This window comes from Streptomyces cinnamoneus (assembly GCF_014650495.1).
GTDB lineage: Bacteria > Actinomycetota > Actinomycetes > Streptomycetales > Streptomycetaceae > Streptomyces > Streptomyces cinnamoneus.
In genome coordinates, this window is the sequence record NZ_BMVB01000006.1 from 20,440 (window position 1) to 39,303 (window position 18,864).

Annotated in this window: 16 protein-coding genes; 7 read left to right on the top strand and 9 right to left on the bottom strand. The window is 73.6% G+C overall.

The window, feature by feature from the left end; all coding sequences use genetic code 11:
- The first annotated feature begins 144 nt into the window (after positions 1-144).
- On the top strand, positions 145-633 hold the full coding sequence (locus IE182_RS10675; RefSeq protein ID WP_190109483.1) for a hypothetical protein: 489 nt from the start codon (positions 145-147) through the stop codon (positions 631-633).
- A gap of 281 nt (positions 634-914) precedes the next feature.
- Positions 915-1,112 carry a hypothetical protein gene (locus IE182_RS10680; RefSeq protein ID WP_190109484.1) on the top strand — a complete coding sequence of 66 codons (198 nt, stop codon included), beginning with the start codon at positions 915-917 and terminating at the stop codon, positions 1,110-1,112.
- 96 nt (positions 1,113-1,208) lie between these two features.
- Here the strand turns inward: IE182_RS10680 and IE182_RS10685 are convergent, their stop codons facing one another.
- Together IE182_RS10685 and IE182_RS10690 are read right to left on the bottom strand one after the other, a co-directional pair.
- On the bottom strand, positions 1,209-2,945 hold the full coding sequence (locus IE182_RS10685; RefSeq protein ID WP_190109730.1) for a M4 family metallopeptidase: 1,737 nt from the start codon (positions 2,943-2,945) through the stop codon (positions 1,209-1,211).
- Between the two features lie 406 nt (positions 2,946-3,351).
- A complete protein-coding gene (locus tag IE182_RS10690; RefSeq protein WP_229844725.1) occupies positions 3,352-3,777 on the bottom strand; it encodes a gamma-glutamylcyclotransferase family protein in 426 nt (141 codons plus the stop codon).
- Between the two features lie 97 nt (positions 3,778-3,874).
- On the opposite strand from IE182_RS10690, the gene IE182_RS10695 reads away from it, so the two are divergent.
- The 3 genes from IE182_RS10695 to IE182_RS10705 are packed head-to-tail and all read left to right on the top strand — an operon-like array spanning position 3,875 to position 7,862.
- Positions 3,875-6,226, top strand: a complete 2,352-nt coding sequence (locus IE182_RS10695; protein WP_190109486.1) for an ABC transporter ATP-binding protein/permease — start codon at positions 3,875-3,877, stop codon at positions 6,224-6,226.
- 8 nt (positions 6,227-6,234) lie between these two features.
- A complete protein-coding gene (locus IE182_RS10700; RefSeq protein WP_229844726.1) occupies positions 6,235-6,891 on the top strand; it encodes a hypothetical protein in 657 nt (218 codons plus the stop codon).
- The gene (locus IE182_RS10705) at positions 6,888-7,862 is read left to right on the top strand and encodes a serine/threonine-protein kinase (RefSeq protein WP_190109487.1); all 975 of its coding nucleotides are present in this window, start codon (positions 6,888-6,890) and stop codon (positions 7,860-7,862) included. The genes IE182_RS10700 and IE182_RS10705 overlap by 4 nt, the downstream gene beginning before the upstream one ends.
- Positions 7,863-7,896: 34 nt before the next feature.
- Here IE182_RS10705 and nirD read toward each other — a convergent pair whose 3' ends face one another.
- The 4 genes from nirD to IE182_RS10725 are packed head-to-tail and all read right to left on the bottom strand — an operon-like array spanning position 7,897 to position 15,498.
- On the bottom strand, positions 7,897-9,576 hold the full coding sequence (nirD, locus tag IE182_RS10710; protein WP_190109488.1) for a nitrite reductase small subunit NirD: 1,680 nt from the start codon (positions 9,574-9,576) through the stop codon (positions 7,897-7,899).
- On the bottom strand, positions 9,573-12,080 hold the full coding sequence (gene nirB / locus IE182_RS10715) for a nitrite reductase large subunit NirB (protein ID WP_190109731.1): 2,508 nt from the start codon (positions 12,078-12,080) through the stop codon (positions 9,573-9,575). Before nirB ends, nirD begins: the two co-directional genes overlap by 4 nt.
- A 38-nt stretch (positions 12,081-12,118) precedes the next feature.
- On the bottom strand, positions 12,119-13,366 hold the full coding sequence (locus tag IE182_RS10720; protein WP_190109489.1) for an NAD(P)/FAD-dependent oxidoreductase: 1,248 nt from the start codon (positions 13,364-13,366) through the stop codon (positions 12,119-12,121).
- Complete coding sequence (locus IE182_RS10725) at positions 13,363-15,498, bottom strand: molybdopterin oxidoreductase family protein (RefSeq protein ID WP_190109490.1); 2,136 nt, start codon at positions 15,496-15,498, stop codon at positions 13,363-13,365. Before IE182_RS10725 ends, IE182_RS10720 begins: the two co-directional genes overlap by 4 nt.
- 191 nt (positions 15,499-15,689) lie before the next feature.
- Between IE182_RS10725 and IE182_RS10730 the strand changes: the two genes are divergently transcribed.
- Complete coding sequence (locus IE182_RS10730; protein ID WP_190109491.1) at positions 15,690-16,847, top strand: uroporphyrinogen-III synthase; 1,158 nt, start codon at positions 15,690-15,692, stop codon at positions 16,845-16,847.
- Here IE182_RS10730 and IE182_RS10735 read toward each other — a convergent pair.
- Together IE182_RS10735 and IE182_RS10740 are read right to left on the bottom strand one after the other, a co-directional pair.
- Positions 16,825-17,097, bottom strand: coding sequence for a hypothetical protein (locus tag IE182_RS10735; RefSeq protein ID WP_190109492.1), 273 nt, complete (start codon positions 17,095-17,097; stop codon positions 16,825-16,827). The genes IE182_RS10730 and IE182_RS10735 overlap by 23 nt on opposite strands.
- Positions 17,098-17,198: 101 nt before the next feature.
- Positions 17,199-17,576 (bottom strand): RNA-binding S4 domain-containing protein, encoded by a 378-nt coding sequence (locus IE182_RS10740; RefSeq protein ID WP_190109493.1) that lies wholly within the window; start codon positions 17,574-17,576, stop codon positions 17,199-17,201.
- A 140-nt stretch (positions 17,577-17,716) separates the two neighbouring features.
- On the opposite strand from IE182_RS10740, the gene IE182_RS10745 reads away from it, so the two are divergent.
- Positions 17,717-18,265, top strand: a complete 549-nt coding sequence (locus tag IE182_RS10745; protein WP_190109494.1) for a hypothetical protein — start codon at positions 17,717-17,719, stop codon at positions 18,263-18,265.
- On the opposite strand, the gene IE182_RS10750 is transcribed toward IE182_RS10745, so the two are convergent.
- On the bottom strand, positions 18,252-18,788 hold the full coding sequence (locus IE182_RS10750) for a DM13 domain-containing protein (protein ID WP_190109495.1): 537 nt from the start codon (positions 18,786-18,788) through the stop codon (positions 18,252-18,254). The genes IE182_RS10745 and IE182_RS10750 overlap by 14 nt on opposite strands.
- Between the last annotated feature and the right edge of the window lie 76 nt (positions 18,789-18,864).

An 18,864-nucleotide genomic window follows, 5' to 3' on the forward strand; every position in this document is an offset into this window, starting at 1 on the left:
GACGGCCATCGGCCCAGGCCGGTGGCCGTCGCGCCGTCCTGTGTGTCCGCTGTGTGAAGCCGTGCGCCGACCGCTTGTCAACAATGGCGGATGACGGTATCCATGGGAGCGAACGACACGAAAACCTCCGGGTAAGGGCGGCCGATGACGAGTGGTGACCGAGTACCTCGCCAGGGCGACCGGCCACTGCTGCGCGCGTTCGACCAGCGGCTGAACGAGCTGATCGCCGCGATCTATCCCGATGAGCGCAAGCGCCCCGGGTACGCCCGGCTCGCCAAGGAGATCCGGGACACCACCGGCGGCTCCATCTCCGGCACGTACCTGTGGGAACTGGCCACCGGAAAGAAGCGCAACGTCACCCTCGAACAGCTCGACGTGCTCGCCGAGTTCTTCGGCGTGCCCCCCGAGTACTTCCTCAGCGAGGAAGTGGCCGAGCGCGTCAACGCACAGCTCGCCCTGGCCATCGCACTGCGCGACACCCGGGTCCGCAATCTCGCCCTGCGGGCGGACGGACTCTCCGCGGCGACGCTGGACGCCCTGCTCACCATGGTCGACGAGGCCCGCAAGGTGCAGAACCTCTCCAGCGTGGAGACGGTCGCCACGACGGACGACGAGAAATCCCCCGGGGAATAGAATTATCCGACGTTTCATCAATTCGAGGGAACGTCAAAATCGCTATTGACCGCCTCGCATGCGGAGCGTACTTTCGAGCTCATCGAGAGTGCATCTCTCTGAAGGTATCGGCCGATCAGGTCCCGGCGGCCTCAACTCCCGGGCCTTTTCCGGTCATGGCGGAGGACGCCGCCCAGGCGTCGTCGCCCCCGCTGCCGGGGCCTGTCCCTGCATCCACCTCCTCTTGCATGCGACAGGCCCCTTCTTTTTTCTTCATGCCCCATGAAAGGGGTTGATCCCCCATGGCCCTGAACCGTGATGAAGCCACGACCCTGAGGACGGCAGCCGCCGCCGTCGCCGCGGCGATCTGGCGCCACGTCACCCTCGCCAACGCCGCTGACGTGGAGTTCTTCGCCAACAACCCGACGCCGCTGCCCCCCGGCACGCTGGTGGTCGTCTCCCGCGCCGACGGCCAGTTCGACGTCTTCTGGCTCGAATGAAGCAAGCGAAAGGAAAAGGGCCATGGGCGGCCATTGCTCCGGCCGCCCATGGCCCGTTCCGCTGTCATTCCGCCGTCATCGCACGGCGGTTCACCGTCAACGCTTGGGAGTGTTCGCCTCGGTGACGTTCACTCCGGCCCACGCCTTGTCCACCGCACGGTATTCCGCGCTGTCGGCGCCGTGAATGTCCGCGGCCGCCTGCAGGGTGGCCGTGCGGGCCTCGTGGAAATCGGTGGTGGAGACCATGTAGCGGGTGAGCGCACGGTAGAAGATCTGCTGCGCCTTCTCCCGCCCGATGCCGGTCACCGCCGCGCCGTCGTAGGTGGGCGAGTCGTAGGTCACGCCGCCGATGGTCTTCTTGCCGCTGCCCTCGGCCAGCAGGTAGAAGGCGTGCGAGGAGACACCGGAGCCGGCGTGGACCTCGCGGTCGTAGGAGCCCTCGTCCCAGTAGTCGACGGTCGCTTCGAGCTTGTCGAGGGACGGCTTGTCCAGACGGCGCAGGAAGGTCTGCTCCAGACCGAGCTTCTCGCCCAGCAGGTAGTTCGGCGGGTTCGCCGCGTTGTTGGCCGCGAACTCGACGCCCGCGCCGAAGATGTCGGCGAAGGACTCGTTGAGCGAGCCGGCCTCACCGTACTGGTTGCCCGCGGCGTCGACGCGCGTGGGCTCGAAGCCCGCCGTCGCCTCGATGACGCCGTGGCTCAGCTCGTGCCCGGTGACGTCCAGGGCGACCAGCGGCTGCTTGAACGTTTCGCCGTCCCCGTCGCCGTAGAGCATGCACGCGCAGTCCGGGGACCAGAAGGCGTTGCCGACCTTGTCGCCGTAGTGCACGAGGGCACGCGGGCCCGCACCGTCGTTCTTGATGCCGTTCCGCGCGAACGTCTTCTTGTAGTAGTCGAAGGTGCTGGTGATGCCGTACTGGGCGTCGACCGCCGCGCTGGCGGGGTCGCCGGCGGTGCCGTTGCCCCACTTGTTGTCGGTGTCGGTGAACGCCTTGCCGCTGGCGAACGACTCCAGCTCCCGCTTGCCCGCGTTCCTGGTCTCGCCGTTGCCGCGGCTGGGGTCCTTGAGGGTGAAGGAGCTCTTGGCCGTCTGCGTGGTGATCAGCGGCACGCTGCCCGCGAAGATCGAGGCGCCGGTGCCGTTCGCCGGTGCCGGGAAGGCGCCCGCGGCGGGCTTGGCCGGGCCGGGGACGGCCGGCTTGGTGGCGGTGCGCGGGGCGGCCTGCTGACCTTCGGCGCGCAGCGTCGACTTCAGCTTCGGCGAGATGAAGGCGTCGCTGTGCGGGGTGCTGCTGATGACCTTGCCCGAGGCGGCGTCGACGACCACGGAGTGGGCGGTGCCCGCCTCGGCGCCGCGGCTGCCGGTGACGGTCACGCGGTAGGCGAGGACGGCGTCGTCGGCGCGGGCGTCCACGACGAGCTCGGCCTGGCCGGCGGTGCCGCCCGCGGCGTCGGCGGCCTTGGCGGCGGCCTGGCCGGCGCTCAGCTTCGGGGTGACGGTGGGGACGGAGACCTGACGGTTCGTCGCCCGGGTCACGCCGGTGTAGGCGTTCTTGGCGTCCAGGTGGACGACGAGGTCGCCGCCGATGACGGTGACGCCCTGGTGGGTCCGCTCGAAGCGGACGTGACGCTTGCCTTCCGGGTCGATCAGGGTGTCCTTGACCCGCAGGACGTCCGCCGCGCCGACGCCGGTGGTCTTGGCGTTGGCGAGGGCGGCGGTCCGGGCCGCCTTCACGATGTCCCCCGTGGACACCGTGGAGGCGGCCGAAGCCACCGGGGTCTTCGCCTTGGCGGCGGCCGGCGCGGTCACGGCGGCCGAGGCCGTGCCGGCCATCGTCGCTGCGGCGGCCACCGCGACGGCGACGGTGAGGACGCGTCTGCGGGACGCGGACGCTATGGAGGTTGTGGGGGTTGTACGCACTGTGAGCGCCCTTTGGTCATGGGGGCGGTCCGGGCATGCCCGGCCACCTGCGTGCACGTGATCCGGCCCCTGCCGCACCACGGGAACCTGCGGTCCCGTGAATGACCATGCATGCAGTGACATGCGCATGAAAAGAGCGAAGTGCGGAAATATCCGAACAGTTGATGCAGTGTTTACAAATGCCCAACACTCCGTGACGGGAGGGCAACGTCCTGTCCAACTGACAGTCAGGAGGGGACAACCGCCTCTGGGGTTGCCCCTGTTGGGCAAGTGATCACTATGTGAGACGCGGCCCGTTCCGGGCCGCCCGCGGCACGCCTCAGCCGGTCCAGTCGCCGCCCGGCACCACCGTGCCGGTCACGCGCAGCCGGCGCGCCAGCCGCTCCGCCGCCACGTACACCCACGCGCGCGCCGTGCCGCCCCCGTCGACACGCACCTCGCACGGGATGCGCTCGTAGAGATTGCGGGGATCGCCCGGCCGGTACTCCTCCAGCGCGTCGAGCGCGGCCAGCACCGGACCGTACGCGCCGGGCGCCACGGTGATCAGCTCGCCCCGGACCCCGCCGCCCGCCTCCGCCACCGCGTACGGGTACCCCGGCCCCTCGTACAGCACCGCACCGGGCCAGGTGGCCGGCACCTCGGCCACCGTCCTGCCGCGCAGCAGGCGGTCGTGGTTGCACCGCCCGGGACGCAGCGTCCCGTAGACGAAGAAGGGCAGGTCAGCGGGGGTGTCCTGCGCGGTCACCGAGGATCCCTTCCGTCGCGTTCCTTCGTGGTTCCTTCGTGTTCTCCGCCGCTGCCGCCGGAAGGCGGGTGGGGGCATCCGGCCGTAGCCTAGAGGTATGGGTCAGCGGTCCGTCGCGCCCCCGGGCCCGTCCGCGCCCGAACTCGTCATCGAAGCCGACGACGGCTCGCACGTGATGAGTCCGAGCCGGATCTACCATGTGGGGCGCGACCCGACGAGCGACATCGTGCTGCGCGACACACGGGTCTCGTGGCACCACGCGGTGCTGCGCGCGGTCCGGGACCACTGGACGCTGGAGGACACCGACAGCACCAACGGCACCTACGCCGAGGGCCGGCGCGTGCACGAGGTCGACGTCGGGCCGGGCAGCGTGGTCCGCTTCGGCAACCCCTCCGACGGCCCCGCCGCCGTCGTCACCGCCCCGTGGCCGCGCCCCGCCGACCGTCCCTCGTCCGTTCACCACCCCGCGGCCACCGGCACCTTCCGCCGGCCCACTTCCGTGCACCCCCTGCCCACCCGCACCGTGCGCATCGGCCGGGGCACCGACAACGACCTCGTCATCGACGACCTGATCGTCTCCCGGCACCACGCCGAACTGCGGACCCTCCCGGACGGCGGCCACGAGATCGTGGACGTCGGCAGCCACAACGGCACCTACCTCAACGGCCGCGCCGTCCGGCGCGCCCCCGTCGCCCCCGGCGACATCGTCGGCATCGGCCACTCCGACTTCAGTCTGGTCGGCGACCAGCTGCAGGTGTTCGTCGACACCGGCGAGGTCTCCCTCGACGTCCAGGAGCTCTCCGTCCAGGTCGACAAGGGCCGCAAGACCCTCCTGGACGACGTCTCCTTCCCCGTGAAGGCGAAGTACCTGCTCGCCGTCGTGGGACCGAGCGGCGCCGGAAAGTCGACCCTGCTCAACGCCCTGACCGGGCTGCGCCCGGCCGACCGCGGCACCGTGCTCTACGACGGGCGCGACCTGTACCGGGACTACGCCGAGCTCAGGGCGCGCATCGGCCTCGTGCCGCAGGACGACATCCTGCACGCCCAGCTCAGCGTCCGCCGCGCCCTGCGCTACGCCGCCGAACTGCGTTTCCCCGGCGACACCGCGAAGGCCGAACGCGAGGCCCGCGTCGAGGAGGTGATCGGTGAACTGGGGCTGGAACAGCGTGCGCGCCAGCCCATCCACAGCCTCTCCGGCGGCCAGCGCAAGCGCGTCAGTGTGGCACTGGAGCTGCTGACCAAGCCGTCGCTGCTCTTCCTCGACGAGCCGACCTCCGGCCTCGACCCGGGCATGGACCGCTCGGTGATGACCATGCTCCGCAACCTCGCCGACGACGGCCGCACCGTCATCGTCGTCACGCACAGCGTGCTGAGCCTGGACGTCTGCGACCGGCTCCTGGTGCTCGCACCGGGCGGACGCACCGCCTTCTACGGGCCGCCCCGGGACACCCTCGACTTCTTCGGCTTCACGCAATGGCCCGAGGCGTTCGAGGCGTTCGAGAACGACCGCAGCCGCGACTGGGCGGGCGAGTACCGCGCCTCCCCGCAGTACGACCGCTACATCACGGCCGCCAGCGAACAGCCGCGGCTCGGCGGCGTCGTGCCGGCCCCGCCCGCCCTGGAACCGGTCAAGGCCCAGAGCTGGGGCGGCCAGCTGCGCACCCTGATGCGCCGCTACGCCGCCGCCCTGAGCGCCGACCGGACCTTCCTGGCCATCATGATCGCGCTGCCGTTCGTCATGGGCGCGATGGCCCGGGCGCTGGCGGGCAGCCGGCTGACCGCCGAGTCGGCCATGAACGCGCTGCTGATCCTGTGCGTGGGCGGAGTGCTGACGGGCGCCGCCAACGCCGTGCGCGAACTGGTCAAGGAACGCGTCATCTACCGGCGAGAACGGGGGGTCGGCCTGTCCCGGTCCGCCTATGTGATGTCCAAGGTCCTGGTGCTGGGCCTGATCACCGTCGTCCAGGCGGTCGTGCTGACCCTGGTCGGACTGGCCGGGGTGGACACCGGCGCGCCGGGAGGCAGGGGCGTGCTGCTGCCGCCCTTGGCCGAGATCGCCCTGGCCGTGGCGCTGCTGTCGTTCACGTCCATGATGACGGGCCTGCTCGTCTCGGCGATGGTGCGCAAGGAGGAGGTGACCATGCCGCTGCTGGTGCTCCTGGCCATCGTGCAGGTCGTCTTCTGCGGGGCCCTGCTCAAGCTGCACGGCGTGCCGGGGCTGGAACAGCTGTCGTGGCTGGTGCCCGCGCGCTGGGCCCTGGCGGCGATGGGCAGCACGGTCGACCTCGAACGCCTGGTGCCGGGCAAGGTGACCACCGACCCGCTCTTCGGCCACACGGCCGGCGTCTGGCTGCTCGACATGGGCATGATGGTGGTCCTGTCGGTCGTCATCGGCCTTCTGGTCGCCCGGCTGCTGCGTCGCCACGAGCCCGCCGTGATGCGGAAGTGACGCGGCCCATGAGCGCGGCAGCAGGCCCCTACGGCGCCACCCCTCAGTCGCCCGGCTTCGACCCGAGCCATGTCGTGCCGAAGGAGGGACTGGACGCCTGGGCGGTCCCCGACCCGACCGTCCCCAGCGTGCCGCTGGACCCGCTGCTGCCCGTGCAGCTGCTGAGCCGGCTCGGCGACTGGGGACAGGTGCTGTGCTCCAACGGCTGGTCGGCCTGGGTCGACGCCCGGCTGCTCGTCGCCCTCCCGCAGAGCCCGCCCGGGGCGGGCGGCCCGCTCGTGCACACCGCCGACGCCCGGCGCCTGCTGGCCCGGGCCGAGGAGACGCTCGGGCGGTACCGGGCGGCGGTGGAGGAGCTCGCGGCCGGCCGCACGGACGCCGGGGCCTTCCACGGCACCACGCAGGGGCTGCGGATCGGAGTGGTGGTCGACGGGGAGGCGGTCTGGCTCTACGACGCCGAGCACGACCAGTGGTGCTACTGCGACGGCACGGCCATGACCACGCTCGCCACGCGGAAGCCGGCCCCGGCCCCCGCCGCGTCCACGGGCTCCGCGGCCGGGGCGCCCGCCGGTACGCCCGCCCCCGGACCGGTCTCCGCGCAGCCCACACGGCTGAGCGGGGGCGTTCAGGGCCCGCCGCCGCACGGTCCCGGTGAGGGGTCATGACTGCGGATCCCGGTGACTACCCCACCCGCCCGGAAGCCTCGCCCGGCACCGACCCGGCGGCGATGATCGGCCGGCAGATCGGCGTCTACCGGCTGGAGAGCGAGATCGGCCGCGGCGGCATGGCCACCGTCTACCGCGCCACCGACCTGCGGCTGGACCGCACGGTCGCCCTCAAGCTGATGGCCCCGGAGATCGCCTGCAACGAGACCTTCCGCGAGCGCTTCGCGCAGGAGTCGCGGGTGGCCGCGGCCATCGATCATCCGCACATCATCCCGGTGTTCGACGCCGGGGAGGCCGAGGGCAAGCTGTACATCGCCATGTGTTACGTGGCCGGCCAGGACCTGGCCGCCCTGCTGGCCCGCGAGGCGCCGCTACCGCTGGCCAAGGCCCTGCGGATCGCCGGCCAGGTCGCGTCCGCCCTGGACGCCGCCCACGCGCACGACCTGGTGCACCGCGACGTCAAGCCGGGCAACATCCTCGTGGCGAAGGGCACCGACAGCGAGCACCCCGAGCACGTCTACCTGACGGACTTCGGGCTGACGAAGAAGTCGCTCTCGCTGACCGGCTTCACCCGGGTGGGTCTGGTCGTCGGCACCCTGGACTACGCCGCCCCGGAGCAGATCTCCGGCAAGCCGGTCGACGGGCGCTGCGACGTCTACAGCCTGGCGTGCGTGGTGTTCGAGATGCTGACGGGCACCCCGCCGTTCCGGCGCGACGACGACAGGGCGCTGTTCTACGCGCACCAGTACGAAGCGCCGCCGCGGCTCACCGAGCACCGGCCGGGGCTTCCGGAGGGCGTCGACGAGGTGCTGACGGCGGCGCTGGCCAAGGCCCCGGACGACCGGTACGACAGCTGCCTGGCGTTCGTGGCCGCGCTGCGGCGGGCGGGAGAGGGCCCTCCTCCCCCACCGGCGACACCCCCGGAGCCGCCGGCCTGGGCGGCGCCGGTGTTCCCCGGGCGGACCGCGTGAGCGGGCCCGGCCGGGGAACGGGTGGGGGGTGCGTTCACACGCGCCGGGCGTCGCCGCGCAGGTAGACCGCCCAGGTCAGGCCCAGGCAGAGCACGTACAGGGCGAGGAAGGCGAGGTAGGCGGCCTCGCCCGTGCCCTGGGTCAGGAACGCCTGGCGGAAGGCGAGGTTGATCAGCACGCCGCCGAGGGCCCCGACCGCCCCGGCGATGCCCATCAGCGCGTTGGCGTGCCGGTGGGAGCGCTCCTCGGCGGTGCGGGCGTCCATTCCCTGCGCCGTCCAGCGCTGTGCGGCGCGGCGGAAGACGCCGGGGATCATCTTGTACGTCGAGCCGTTGCCGATGCCGCTGAAGACGAAGAGCAGCACGAAGCCCGTCAGGAACAACGGCAGTGAGCCGCGTTGCGAGGCCAGCAGGACCAGGGCCGTGCTGGCCGCCATGGCGGTGAAGTTCCAGAAGGTGACGCGCGCGCCGCCCCACCGGTCGGCCAGAAGGCCGCCCACGGGCCGGACGAGGGAGCCGAGCAGCGGCCCGAGGAAGGTCAGCGAGGCGGCCCGTACGGGGGTGGGGAAGGCGTCCGGGAACTGCACGAGCAGGACTTGGCCGAAGGCGAATCCGAAGCCGATGAACGAGCCGAAGGTACCGATGTAGAGGACGGACATCGCCCAGGCGTGCGGGTTGCGGCTCACCTCGCGCAGGGGGCGGCCGTCGGGGTGGACGCGGGCGAGGTTGTCCATGCGCAGGGCCGCCGCGACGGCCACCACGACGATCAGCGGGAGGTAGACCAGCGGGACGAGCCGGGGGTGGCCGGCGCCCGCGGCGGTGAGGACCAGCAGGCCGAGCAGCTGGACGGCGGGCACGCCGAGGTTGCCGCCCCCGGCGTTGATGCCCAGGGCGCGGCCCTTGAGGCGCTGGGGGTAGAAGGTGTTGATGTTGGCCATGGACGAGGCGAAGTTGCCGCCGCCCAGGCCGGCGACGGACGCCACGAGGAGCAGGGTCGTGTAGGACACGCCGGGTTCCAGCACCCAGGCGGTGAGTCCGGCGGGGATCAGCAGGGCGAGGGCGCTGACGACCGTCCAGGTGCGGCCGCCGAAGACGGCCACCGCGACGGTGTAGGGCAGCCGGAGTGCCGCTCCGACGAGGGTGGGCACGGCGGTGAGCACGAACTTGCCGGCCGGGTCGATGCCGTACTCGGGGCCGAGGAAGAGCACGAGGACCGACCACAGGCTCCACACGGAGAAGCCGATGTGCTCGCACAGCACCGAGTACACGAGGTTGCGGCGGGCGACGCGGGCGCCGGTGGCCTCCCAGAAGACCGGGTCCTCCGGCCGCCAGTCGTCGACGCGCCGGGGGCGGCCCGCGGCGAGGCGCACGGGCCACACGGGCAGCGTCGCGGGGGCGGCGTCCGGGGCGGCGTCCTCGTCGAGGCAGGCGCCCGACCGCAGGTCGAAGACCTGCTTGTACATGGGCGAGACCACGACGGGCACCCCGCCGCGGCTGCCGATGATGCCGCGGGAGATGACGTGCGCCCCGCTGAACGGGTCGCGGTTGTCGACCGCGTAGACCTCTCCCCCGCGGTCGCGGAAGAGCGCCACCTGCCGGCCGTCGACCAGGACGGTCACCCCGCGGCCGGGCAGGAGGTCGTCGTAGCCGCAGACGGCCGTCCAGCCGCCGCCGGCGTCGATCTCGACGGTGCGTGCGTCGTCGACGGTGCTCATGGCGTGCCCACCTCTGCCATCTCGTGGGTGCGGGCCGGGCGGATCTGGCCGCGTTCGGGCAGGAAGCGCACGGTCGGGTCGGGGGTGCCGGGGGCGTTGGCGAACGAGACGAAGCGGCGCAGGCGTTCGGGGTCCTCCAGGGTGGCGCGCCACTCGTCCTGGTAGGTGCTGGTGTGCCGGGCCATCAGCGCGTCCAGTTCGCCGCAGATGCCCAGCGAGTCGTCGACGATGACGTCCCGCAGGTGGTCGAGGCCGCCTTCCAGGCGTTCGAGCCAGGGTGCGGTGCGTTCCAGGCGGTCGGCGGTGCGGATGTAGAACATCAGGAAGCGGTCGATGGTGCGGATGAGGGTGGCGTGGTCGGCGTCGGTGAGGAGGAGGTCGGCGTGGCGGGGGGTCATGCCGCCGTTGCCGCCGACGTAGAGGTTCCAGCCGGCGGAGGTGGCGATGACGCCGAAGTCCTTGCTCTGCGCCTCGGCGCACTCGCGGGCGCAGCCGCTGACCGCGGACTTGATCTTGTGCGGGGAGCGCAGGCCGCGGTAGCGCAGCTCCAGCTCGATGGCGAGGGCCACGGAGTCCTGGACGCCGTAGCGGCACCAGGTCTGCCCGACGCAGGACTTCACGGTGCGCAGGGCCTTGCCGTAGGCGTGGCCGGACTCGAAGCCGGCGTCGATGAGGCGGCGCCAGATGAGGGGGAGCTGGTCGACGGTGGCGCCGAACATGTCGATGCGCTGACCGCCGGTGATCTTGGTGTAGAGGCCGAAGTCGCGGGCGATCTCGCCGATGGTGATGAGGCCGGCGGGGGTGATCTCGCCGCCGGGGACGCGGGGGACGACGGAGTAGGAGCCGTTGCGCTGGAGGTTGGCGAGGAAGTGGTCGTTGGTGTCCTGCAGGGCGGCCTGTTCGCCGTCGAGGATGTGCACGGAGTTGCCGAGCTCGGGGTTGAGGGTGGCGAGGACCGAGCCGACGGTGGGCTTGCAGACGTCGCAGCCCTCGCCGCCGCGGCCGTGCTCGTCGAGGAGGCGGGAGAAGGTGGTGATGCCCTTGACGCGGACGATCTCGAAGAGTTCGGCACGGGTGTGCGCGAAGTGCTCGCACAGTCCGCGGTCGACGGGGGTGCCGAGCGAGGCGAGTTCCGCGTCGACGACAGTGCCGATCATCTTGACGCAGGATCCGCAGCCGGTGCCGGCCTTGGTGCAGCGCTTGACGGCGGCCACGTCGGTGCAGCCGCCGTCGGCGACGGCCGCGCGCAGGGTGGCTTTGGTGACGTTGTGGCAGGAGCAGACGACCGCCTCGTCCGGCAGGGTCACCGGGCCGGGCGGGCCGTCCGCGGGGGCCGGCAGCACGAGGTGTTCGGGGGGCGTGGTGAGCGGGGTGCCCGCCGCGGCGAGCGGCCGCAGCACGTCGAAGGGCTCGGTGTCGCCGACGAGGACCCCGCCCAGGAGGCGGCCGTCGGGGGCGACGACCAGCTTCTTGTACACGCCCTCGCGGCTGTTGGCGTACAGCACTTCCAGCGCGCCCTCGCCGGTGCCGTGGGCGTCGCCGAAGCTGGCGACGTCGACCCCGAGGAGCTTGAGCTTGGTGGCGAGGTCCGCGCCGGTGAAGGCGGCCGCGTCGCCGGCGAGCCCTGCGGCGGCGGTCTCGGCCATGGCGTAGGCGGGGGCGACGAGGCCGTAGACGCGGCCGTCGGCCGCCTGGGCGCACTCGCCGATGGCCAGGATGCGCGGGTCGGCGGTGCGGCACGCCTCGTCGACGACGATGCCGCCGCGCTCGCCGACGGGCAGCCCGCAGGCACGGGCGAGTTCGTCGCGGGGGCGCACGCCCGCCGAGAAGACGACGAGGCCGGTGTCGATCCGGCCGCCGTCGGTGAGGGTCATGCCGCTGACGGTGCCGTCGGCGCCGGCCTCGATGCCGCCGGCGCCGGCGCCGGTGTGCACGACCACGCCCAGTTCCTCGATCTTGCGGCGGAGCGTGGCGCCGCCGCCCTCGTCGACCTGGACGGCCATCAGCCGGGGCGCGAACTCCACGACGTGGGTGGCAAGGCCCATCGCGCGCAGGGCCCCGGCGGCCTCCAGGCCGAGCAGTCCGCCGCCCACGACGGCCCCGGTGCCCACCGCGCCGGCGCGGGCGCGGATCGCTTCGAGGTCCTCGATGGTGCGGTAGACGAAGCAGCCGGGGGTGTCGTGGCCGGGGACGGGCGGTACGAAGGGCCGGGAGCCGGTGGCCAGGACCAGCGCGTCGTAGGGCACGGTGCGCCCGGAGCGGGTGGTGACGGTCCGGGCCGTGCGGTCGATGGCGGTGGCCGGGTCGTCGAGCGTGAGGTCGATGCCGTGGTCGTCGGCGAACCCGTCGGGCCACAGCGAGAGTTCGTCGGCGGTGGTGCCGGTGAACCAGGAGGTGAGCTTGACCCGGTCGTAGGCGGGGCGCGGTTCCTCGGCGAGCACGGTGATCCGCCAGGCGGCCGGGCCCCGGCCGACGAGGGCCTGGAGGAAGTGCTGGCCGGCCATGCCGTGGCCGACGAGCACCAGATGCGGGTGGTGGTCCCTCACAGGGAGGCTCCTTCCGTCATGAGCAGGTGGAGGGGGTCGGGGGGTACGGGCTCGCCCCGTTCGCAGGCGTCGGTGAGGTCGCCCAGCGGGGTGAGGTCGCCGACGAGGAGCGCGCCGAGGAGTTCGCTGCCGCGCAGCACGAGCTTCTTGTAGGTGCCGCGGGTGGCGTCGGCGAGACGGACGCTGTCGGTGTCCGGGCCGTGCTCGCCGGTGCAGTCGCCGAGCGCCGCGACGTCCAGGGCGCCGGCGCTGAGCCGCAGCAGCGCGAAGGAGCCGCGGTAGCGCGCCTGCGGACGGGCTCCGGACAGGCGGGCGGCGAGGACGTCGGCCTGTTCCCAGGCCGCCTCGGCGCGGCCGTGGACGGTGCCCCGGTGCTCGGCGCAGTCACCGATCGCGTACACGCCGGGGGCGGAGGTGGCCAGACGGTCGTCGACGACGACTCCGCTGCGCACCGTCAGCCCCGCGGTCCGGGCGAGGGCGGTGCGGGGGCGGACGCCGCAGGCGAGGACGGCCAGGTCGGCGTCGTGCCGGCTGCCGTCGGCCAGTTCGGCCCCGGTGACGCGCTGCCCGCCGTGCAGGGCGGTGACGGCGTGGCCCGTCCGTACCCGTACGCCCGCGGCTTCGAGGCCGCGGCGCACGGTGGCGGCGGCCCCGGCGTCCAGGTGGTGTTCCATCAGGTGCGGTGCCCGGTGCAGGAGGTGGACGGGCAGGCCGCGGGCGGCCAGGGCGAGGGCGGTGCCGACGCCCAGGACGCCTCCGCCCACGACGACGGCCCGGCCGGCGTGCCGGGCGTCCTCGCCGAGGCGGGCGCAGTCCTCGAGGGTGCGCAGGGTGTGCACGCCGCGGAGGGGGACGTCACGGCCGGTGCCGGGCGTGCCGTGCGGGTGCAGCCCGGCGGGAAGGACCGGTTCGGCGCCCGTGGCCAGGACGAGGACGTCGTACGGGGCGGTCGCGCCCGTGGAGGTGCGCAGCGTACGGGCGGCCGGGTCGAAGGCCACGACGTCGGTGGCCCGGTGCACGGCGGCGGTCCCCGTGGGGAGGGCGAGGTCGGCGGGGGCGTAGCGACCGGCGAGGACGCCGGTGAGCAGGGTCCGGTTGTAGGGCGCCCGGGGTTCCTGCCCGTACAGGGTGATGCGGACGGTGCCGGGCGGGGCCTGGGCGAGGGTCTGCTGGGCGAGGCGGGCCGCGGCCATGCCGGCTCCGGCGACGGCGATGCGCAGCGGCCGTGCGGTGCGCGGCGTCATGACCGCTTTCCTGCGGCGGCCTTCTCCACGCGCACGGCGCACACCTTGAATTCGGGCATGCGCGAGACGGGGTCGAGTGCGGGGTTGGTCAGGGTGTTGGCCCGGCCGGCGCCGGGCCAGTGGAAGGGCATGAACACGGTGTCGGGCCGGATGGCGGTGGTGACCCGGGCCGGTGCCGTGGCCCGTCCGCGCCGGCTGGTGACGGTGAGCTGGTCGCCGTCGGTGACACCCAGGCGGGCCGCGAGGCGGGGGTGCAGCTCGACGAAGGGGCCGGGTGCGGCGCGGTGGAGGGCGGCGGTCCGGCGGGTCTGGGCGCCGCTCTGGTACTGGGCGAGGACGCGGCCGGTGGTCAGGCGCAGCGGGTAGTCGGCGTCGGGTTCCTCGGCGGCGGGCCGGTGGCCGGCGTCGGCGAACCGGGCGCGGCCGTCGGGGGTGGCGAAGCGGTCGAGGAAGAGCCGGGGCGTGCCCGGGTGGTCCGGCGGGTCGTCGGTGGCGGGGCAGGGCCAGAAGACGCCGTCGGCGGCGGCGATGCGGGGGTAGGTGATGCCGGAGTAGTCGGCCTGGCCGCCGGCCGATGCCCGCCCGAGCTCGTCGAAGACCTCTTCGGCGTCCTCGGGGAACCCCTTGTCGGTGCCCAGCCGTGCGGCGAGGGCGTGCAGGACGGCCAGGTCGGTGCGGACGCCGGGGGGCGGGGCGAGGGCGGCCCGGCGCAGGATGACGCGGCCTTCGAGGTTGGTCATGGTGCCGTCCTCCTCGGCCCACTGGGCCGACGGCAGGACGACGTCGGCGAGTTCGGCGGTCTCGGAGAGCACGACGTCGCAGACGACGAGGTGGTCGAGGGCGCGCAGCCGTTCGGTGACGTGGCCGGCGTGCGGGGCGGAGACGACCGGGTTGGAGCCCATGAGGAGCAGGGCGCGGACGCCGCCGGGGGTGCCCGCGGTGTCCAGGAGCTCGTACGCCGACCGCCCCGGGCCGGGCAGGTCGTCGGGGTCGACGCCCCAGACGGCGGCGACGTGGGCCCGGGCGGCGGGGTCGTCGATGGCCCGGTAGCCGGGCAACTGGTCGGCCTTCTGGCCGTGTTCGCGGCCGCCCTGGCCGTTGCCCTGGCCGGTGAGGCAGCCGTATCCGGAGCGGGGGCGGCCGGCCCGGCCGGTGGCCAGGCACAGGTTGATCCAGGCGCCGACGGTGTCGACGCCCTTGCTGTGCTGTTCGCCGCCGCGGGCGGTGAGCACCATGCCGGTGGGGGCGTCGCAGAACAGGGCGACGGCCTGCCGCATGTGCTCCACGCTCACGCCGGTGATGCGTTCGACGCGCTCGGGCCAGTGCGCCATGGCCACGGTGCGGGCGCGCTCGTAGCCGCTGGTGCGGTCGGCGACGAAGGTCTCGTCGACGCGGCCGTCGGCGATGACGAGGTGGAGCAGGCCGAGGGCGAGGGCGAGGTCGGTGCCGGGCCGGGGCCGCAGGTGCAGGTCGGCGAGTTCGGCGGTGCGGGTGCGCCGCGGGTCGACGACGATCAGGCGCCCGCCGGCCTCGCGCAGGGCGCGCAGGTGGCGCACGGCGGGCGGCATGGTGTCGGCGGGGTTGGCGCCGACGAGGACGAGGCAGCCGGTGCGGGCGACGTCCTCCAGCGGGAACGGCAGCCCGCGGTCGAGGCCGAACGCCCGGCGCTGGGCCGCAGCGGCGGAGGACATGCAGAACCGGCCGTTGTAGTCGATGTTCGGGGTGCGCAGCACGACGCGGGCGAATTTGCCGAGGAGGTACGCCTTTTCGTTGGTGAGGCCGCCGCCGCCGAAGACGCCGACGGCGTCGCGTCCGTGACGTTCGGCGGTGGCGGCCAGGCCCCGGGCGGCCCGGTCGAGGGCCTCGGGCCAGGTCGCGCCGCGCAGCCGGCCGGTGCGGCGGTCCCGGATCAAGGGCGCGGTCAGCCGGGCGTGGGCGGAGAGCACTGCGGCGGCGTTGTCGCCCTTGCCGCACAGGGCGCCTTGGTTGACGGGGAAGTCCGGGCGCTCCTCGACGGCGACGGCAGGCTCGCCGGGGGCGGCCGGAACGACGGGGCGCAGCCGCATGCCGCACTGCAGGGAGCAGTACGGGCAGTGGGTGTCGGTGGGGGTGGGGGACGGGGCGGGGGCCATGCCGGTAAGCGTCGCGGCGGGCGGTTACGCCGGTGCGACGGCCGTGTTGCGGGGGCCGCACATGCCGCGCATCCGGGCGGGGCCGGGGTGTGCGCGGCACGACACGTGGCCGTATACGACGGGGCCGTGGGCTAACGTCCCCGTGACGTGCACGCAACGGCGTCTTAACGACGCTCCGCAACCCTCTGCCCATGAGCACAGCAACACCCGGGGCACTGGTCGGCTTCACGGTGGGGGTCACGGCGGACCGGCGTCGCGACGAACTGACGGCCCTGCTGCAGCGGCGGGGGGCCACGGTCGTCGCCGCGCCCGCCCTGCGGATGGTGCCGCTCTCCGACGACCGCCTGCTGTACGAGGCCACCGAGTCCGCCCTGGCCGGAGGGCTGGACTACGTGGTGGCCACGACCGGGGTGGGCTGGCGGGGCTGGATGAGCGCGGTGGAGGGGTGGGGCACGGCCGGCCGGCTGGTGGCGGCGTGCCGGGAGGCGGTGCTCGTCAGCCGCGGGCCGAAGGCCGCGGGCGCGCTGCGCGCGTGCGGGCTGCGCGAGGCCCACGCCCCGGAGTCGGAGGCCCTGGACGACGTCCTGGCCTGGCTGCTGGCCCGCGACGTGCGGGGGCGCCGCATCGCCGTGCAGGAACACGGCGCCCCGCTGCCGGAGTTCACTGCGGCGCTACGGGCGGCGGGCGCCGACGTCGTCACGGTGCCGGTCTACCGGTGGGGCCCGCCCGAGGACCCGGCGGCGCTGCGCAGGCTCGTCGAGCAGACCGTACGACGGGAGGTCCACGCGCTGCCGTTCACCAGCGCCCCCGCCATCGACGCCTTCCTGGCGGCCGCACAGTCCTGCGGGCGCCGGGACGAGGTGCTCGACGCGCTGCGCGGGGACGTGCTGCCGGTGTGCATCGGCCCGATCTGCGCCCGCCCGCTGCTGAGCGCGGGCGTGCCGTGCGTATGGCCGGAGCGCGGCCGGCTGGGCTCCCTGGTCCGCACCCTCGCGCGCGAGCTCACGGACCGCTGCCGGCGCGAGCTCGACACCCCGGACGGCCCGCTGGTGCTGCAGGGCACGGCGGTCCTGGCCGGCGGCCGCACCCTGCTGCTGCCACCGCTGCCGGCGGCCGTGCTCCGGGCGCTGGCGGAGCGGCCGGGCACGGTGCTCAGCCGCGCCGACCTGCTGCGCCGGGTGTGGACCGGCCCCGCCGGGCAGCGCCCGGACGGGCACGCCGTGGAGGCGGCGGTGGCCCGCCTGCGCACGGCCCTGGGCCCGTACGCGCACCTGGTCCACACCGTGACCAAGCGCGGCTACCGCCTGACGGCCGTGCCCGCGGTGCCTAGTGGGGCAGAAGGTTCGTGACCTCGGTGAGCAGCCCGATGACGGGCGCCAGCGGCCCGCCGGCCTGCCCGGCCTGCCCGTACGGGCCGCCCTGCCCTTCGTGACCTTCCATGCCGCCCTGCCCCTCCTGCCCGGCGGACCCCTCGTCCGGGCCGGGGCCGAGCAGCTGGGAGGCGAGGACACCGGGCGCGGACACGGCCGAGGCGGCGCCCGCAGGGAGGAGGAGGGCCGCGGCGGTGAGAACGGCGGCGGCTGCAATGCGCTTCGTCATGCCCGCCCTAACGACCGGCCCATGCCACAGACACGACGTTTCGCCCATTTTCGATCCCTCGGCGCACCTTTGGCCCGGCGGTCCGTCCCGCAGCCCGTCCGTCAGTGTCCGCGCAGCTGCTCCATCTCGCGCCGGTCGCGCTTGGTGGGGCGGCCCGTGCCGCGGTCGCGTTGGCCGGCCGGGGAGGCGGCCTCGCGCGGGGGCGGGGGCGGGGGCGGGGAGTTGTCGAGGAAGCATTCGGCGGCCACGGGCGGGCCCACGCGCTTGCGGACGAGGCGCTTGACGACGACGATCCGCTCGCGGCCGGCGTGCCGCAGCCGGACCTCGTCCCCGGCCTTGAGGGTCTGGGCGGGCTTGGCCCGTTCGCCGTTGATGCGGACGTGGCCGGCCCGGCAGGCCGAGGCGGCCATCGAGCGCGTCTTCGTGAGCCGTACGGACCAGATCCAGCTGTCGACCCGTACCGTCTCCTGAGTCTCCATGCCCGAACCCTATGCCAGGCACCGTAGGTGTCCGATAACCGCTCACGCCGGCAAGACCGCACCGGAGCCGTGTTGACTTCTCCGGCACCCGGTGCAACTCATGACGTGTTCACATCACACCCCACCAAGGGAGCACGTCGATGCCCACCTCAAGCGGTCTGGACAGACGACGCAAGCGGACCCTGACGAGCCTGGCCTTCGTCGCCGCGCTGGCGAGCGGCGGCACCGCACTCGGCGCACCGCCGGCCGCGGCGGCCGACGCCGTGTCCGTCGACTACACCTGCACCGGCCCCGGCGCCCCCGACGGCGCCCAGCCCCTGCAGGTCACGATGACGGCCCCGGCCACCGTGCCGCAGGGCGGCACCGCCGACCTCACCGTGGAGGTCTCCACCCAGCTGACGGTGCCCATCGGCGTCCCCGCGAACGGCGTGAGCGGCGAGATGGAGATCACCCTCGGCGGCGCCGGATCCGGCAGCGTGACCGCCACCGGTTTCACCAACCCCGGCCGCATCCCGAGCGGTTCCACCGTGACGCTGACCGGCGGCGTCGCGTCCGTACAGCTCGATGCCGCCGGCACCGCCACCTTCGCGCCGGGCAACGCCTCGGTCCACGTCTTCGGCGTGACCGTCGCCTGCACGGTCGCCGGCACCGCCCCCGTGGCCGCGTCGACGGAGGTCACGCCCGCGTAGGCGCCAGAGGGGCCGCACCGAAGGAGACGTCGAAGCGGTCGCACCAAATGCTCACGCTGGTGTAGCGGTTGAGGTCGAGGCCGGCGGGCAGGGCGTAATTCTGGTCGCCCTTGTTGCCCTTGAGCTTGCCGAGGCTGACGTGGGCACCGTCGTCGAACACGTACCAGCCGGCCCGGCCCTCCTTCACCGGGGCGTCCGTGATCAGGACCCGCAGGTCCGGGCCGTTGCTGGTGTCGAGGTTCTCCAGCCGGAGCGTGCGGCTGCCGTCCGGGAGCTGCAGGATCCGCACCCTGCCGCTGGTCGTGTGCTCGTGACTGATCAGTTCGCCGGCCGCCAGGGTCCGCACCCCGCCCGACGGCGCCCCCGGGCTCCCCGCGGACACCGGCGCGGACTCGCGCACCGTCTCGTCGACCCAGAGCTTCCAGGGCTGGAACCAGTACACCCCCGCACCCACCGCCAGGATCCCCACCGCCAGTACCGCCATGACGATGGGCCTGGTCAGCAGCCGTCGTACGCGTCCCATGTTCCGCCTCCTGAAGCCGTGCTCCGCTCTCACCCGTTCAGAACGCCGGCGGGGCCCGGCAGGATCCGGAAATCCG

What these genes read in the sequence shown, in the direction of transcription:
- IE182_RS10675 (WP_190109483.1), top strand. Translation starts at nt 145, where the DNA reads ATGACGAGTGGTGACCGAGTACCTCGCCAGGGCGACCGGCCACTGCTG.
- IE182_RS10680 (WP_190109484.1), top strand. Translation starts at nt 915, where the DNA reads ATGGCCCTGAACCGTGATGAAGCCACGACCCTGAGGACGGCAGCCGCC.
- IE182_RS10685 (WP_190109730.1), bottom strand. Translation starts at nt 2,945, where the DNA reads ATGGCCGGCACGGCCTCGGCCGCCGTGACCGCGCCGGCCGCCGCCAAG.
- IE182_RS10695 (WP_190109486.1), top strand. Translation starts at nt 3,875, where the DNA reads ATGGGTCAGCGGTCCGTCGCGCCCCCGGGCCCGTCCGCGCCCGAACTC.
- IE182_RS10700 (WP_229844726.1), top strand. Translation starts at nt 6,235, where the DNA reads ATGAGCGCGGCAGCAGGCCCCTACGGCGCCACCCCTCAGTCGCCCGGC.
- IE182_RS10705 (WP_190109487.1), top strand. Translation starts at nt 6,888, where the DNA reads ATGACTGCGGATCCCGGTGACTACCCCACCCGCCCGGAAGCCTCGCCC.
- nirD (WP_190109488.1), bottom strand. Translation starts at nt 9,576, where the DNA reads ATGAGCACCGTCGACGACGCACGCACCGTCGAGATCGACGCCGGCGGC.
- nirB (WP_190109731.1), bottom strand. Translation starts at nt 12,080, where the DNA reads ATGGCCGGCCAGCACTTCCTCCAGGCCCTCGTCGGCCGGGGCCCGGCC.
- IE182_RS10720 (WP_190109489.1), bottom strand. Translation starts at nt 13,366, where the DNA reads ATGACGCCGCGCACCGCACGGCCGCTGCGCATCGCCGTCGCCGGAGCC.
- IE182_RS10725 (WP_190109490.1), bottom strand. Translation starts at nt 15,498, where the DNA reads ATGGCCCCCGCCCCGTCCCCCACCCCCACCGACACCCACTGCCCGTAC.
- IE182_RS10730 (WP_190109491.1), top strand. Translation starts at nt 15,690, where the DNA reads ATGAGCACAGCAACACCCGGGGCACTGGTCGGCTTCACGGTGGGGGTC.
- IE182_RS10735 (WP_190109492.1), bottom strand. Translation starts at nt 17,097, where the DNA reads ATGACGAAGCGCATTGCAGCCGCCGCCGTTCTCACCGCCGCGGCCCTC.
- IE182_RS10740 (WP_190109493.1), bottom strand. Translation starts at nt 17,576, where the DNA reads ATGGAGACTCAGGAGACGGTACGGGTCGACAGCTGGATCTGGTCCGTA.
- IE182_RS10745 (WP_190109494.1), top strand. Translation starts at nt 17,717, where the DNA reads ATGCCCACCTCAAGCGGTCTGGACAGACGACGCAAGCGGACCCTGACG.
- IE182_RS10750 (WP_190109495.1), bottom strand. Translation starts at nt 18,788, where the DNA reads ATGGGACGCGTACGACGGCTGCTGACCAGGCCCATCGTCATGGCGGTA.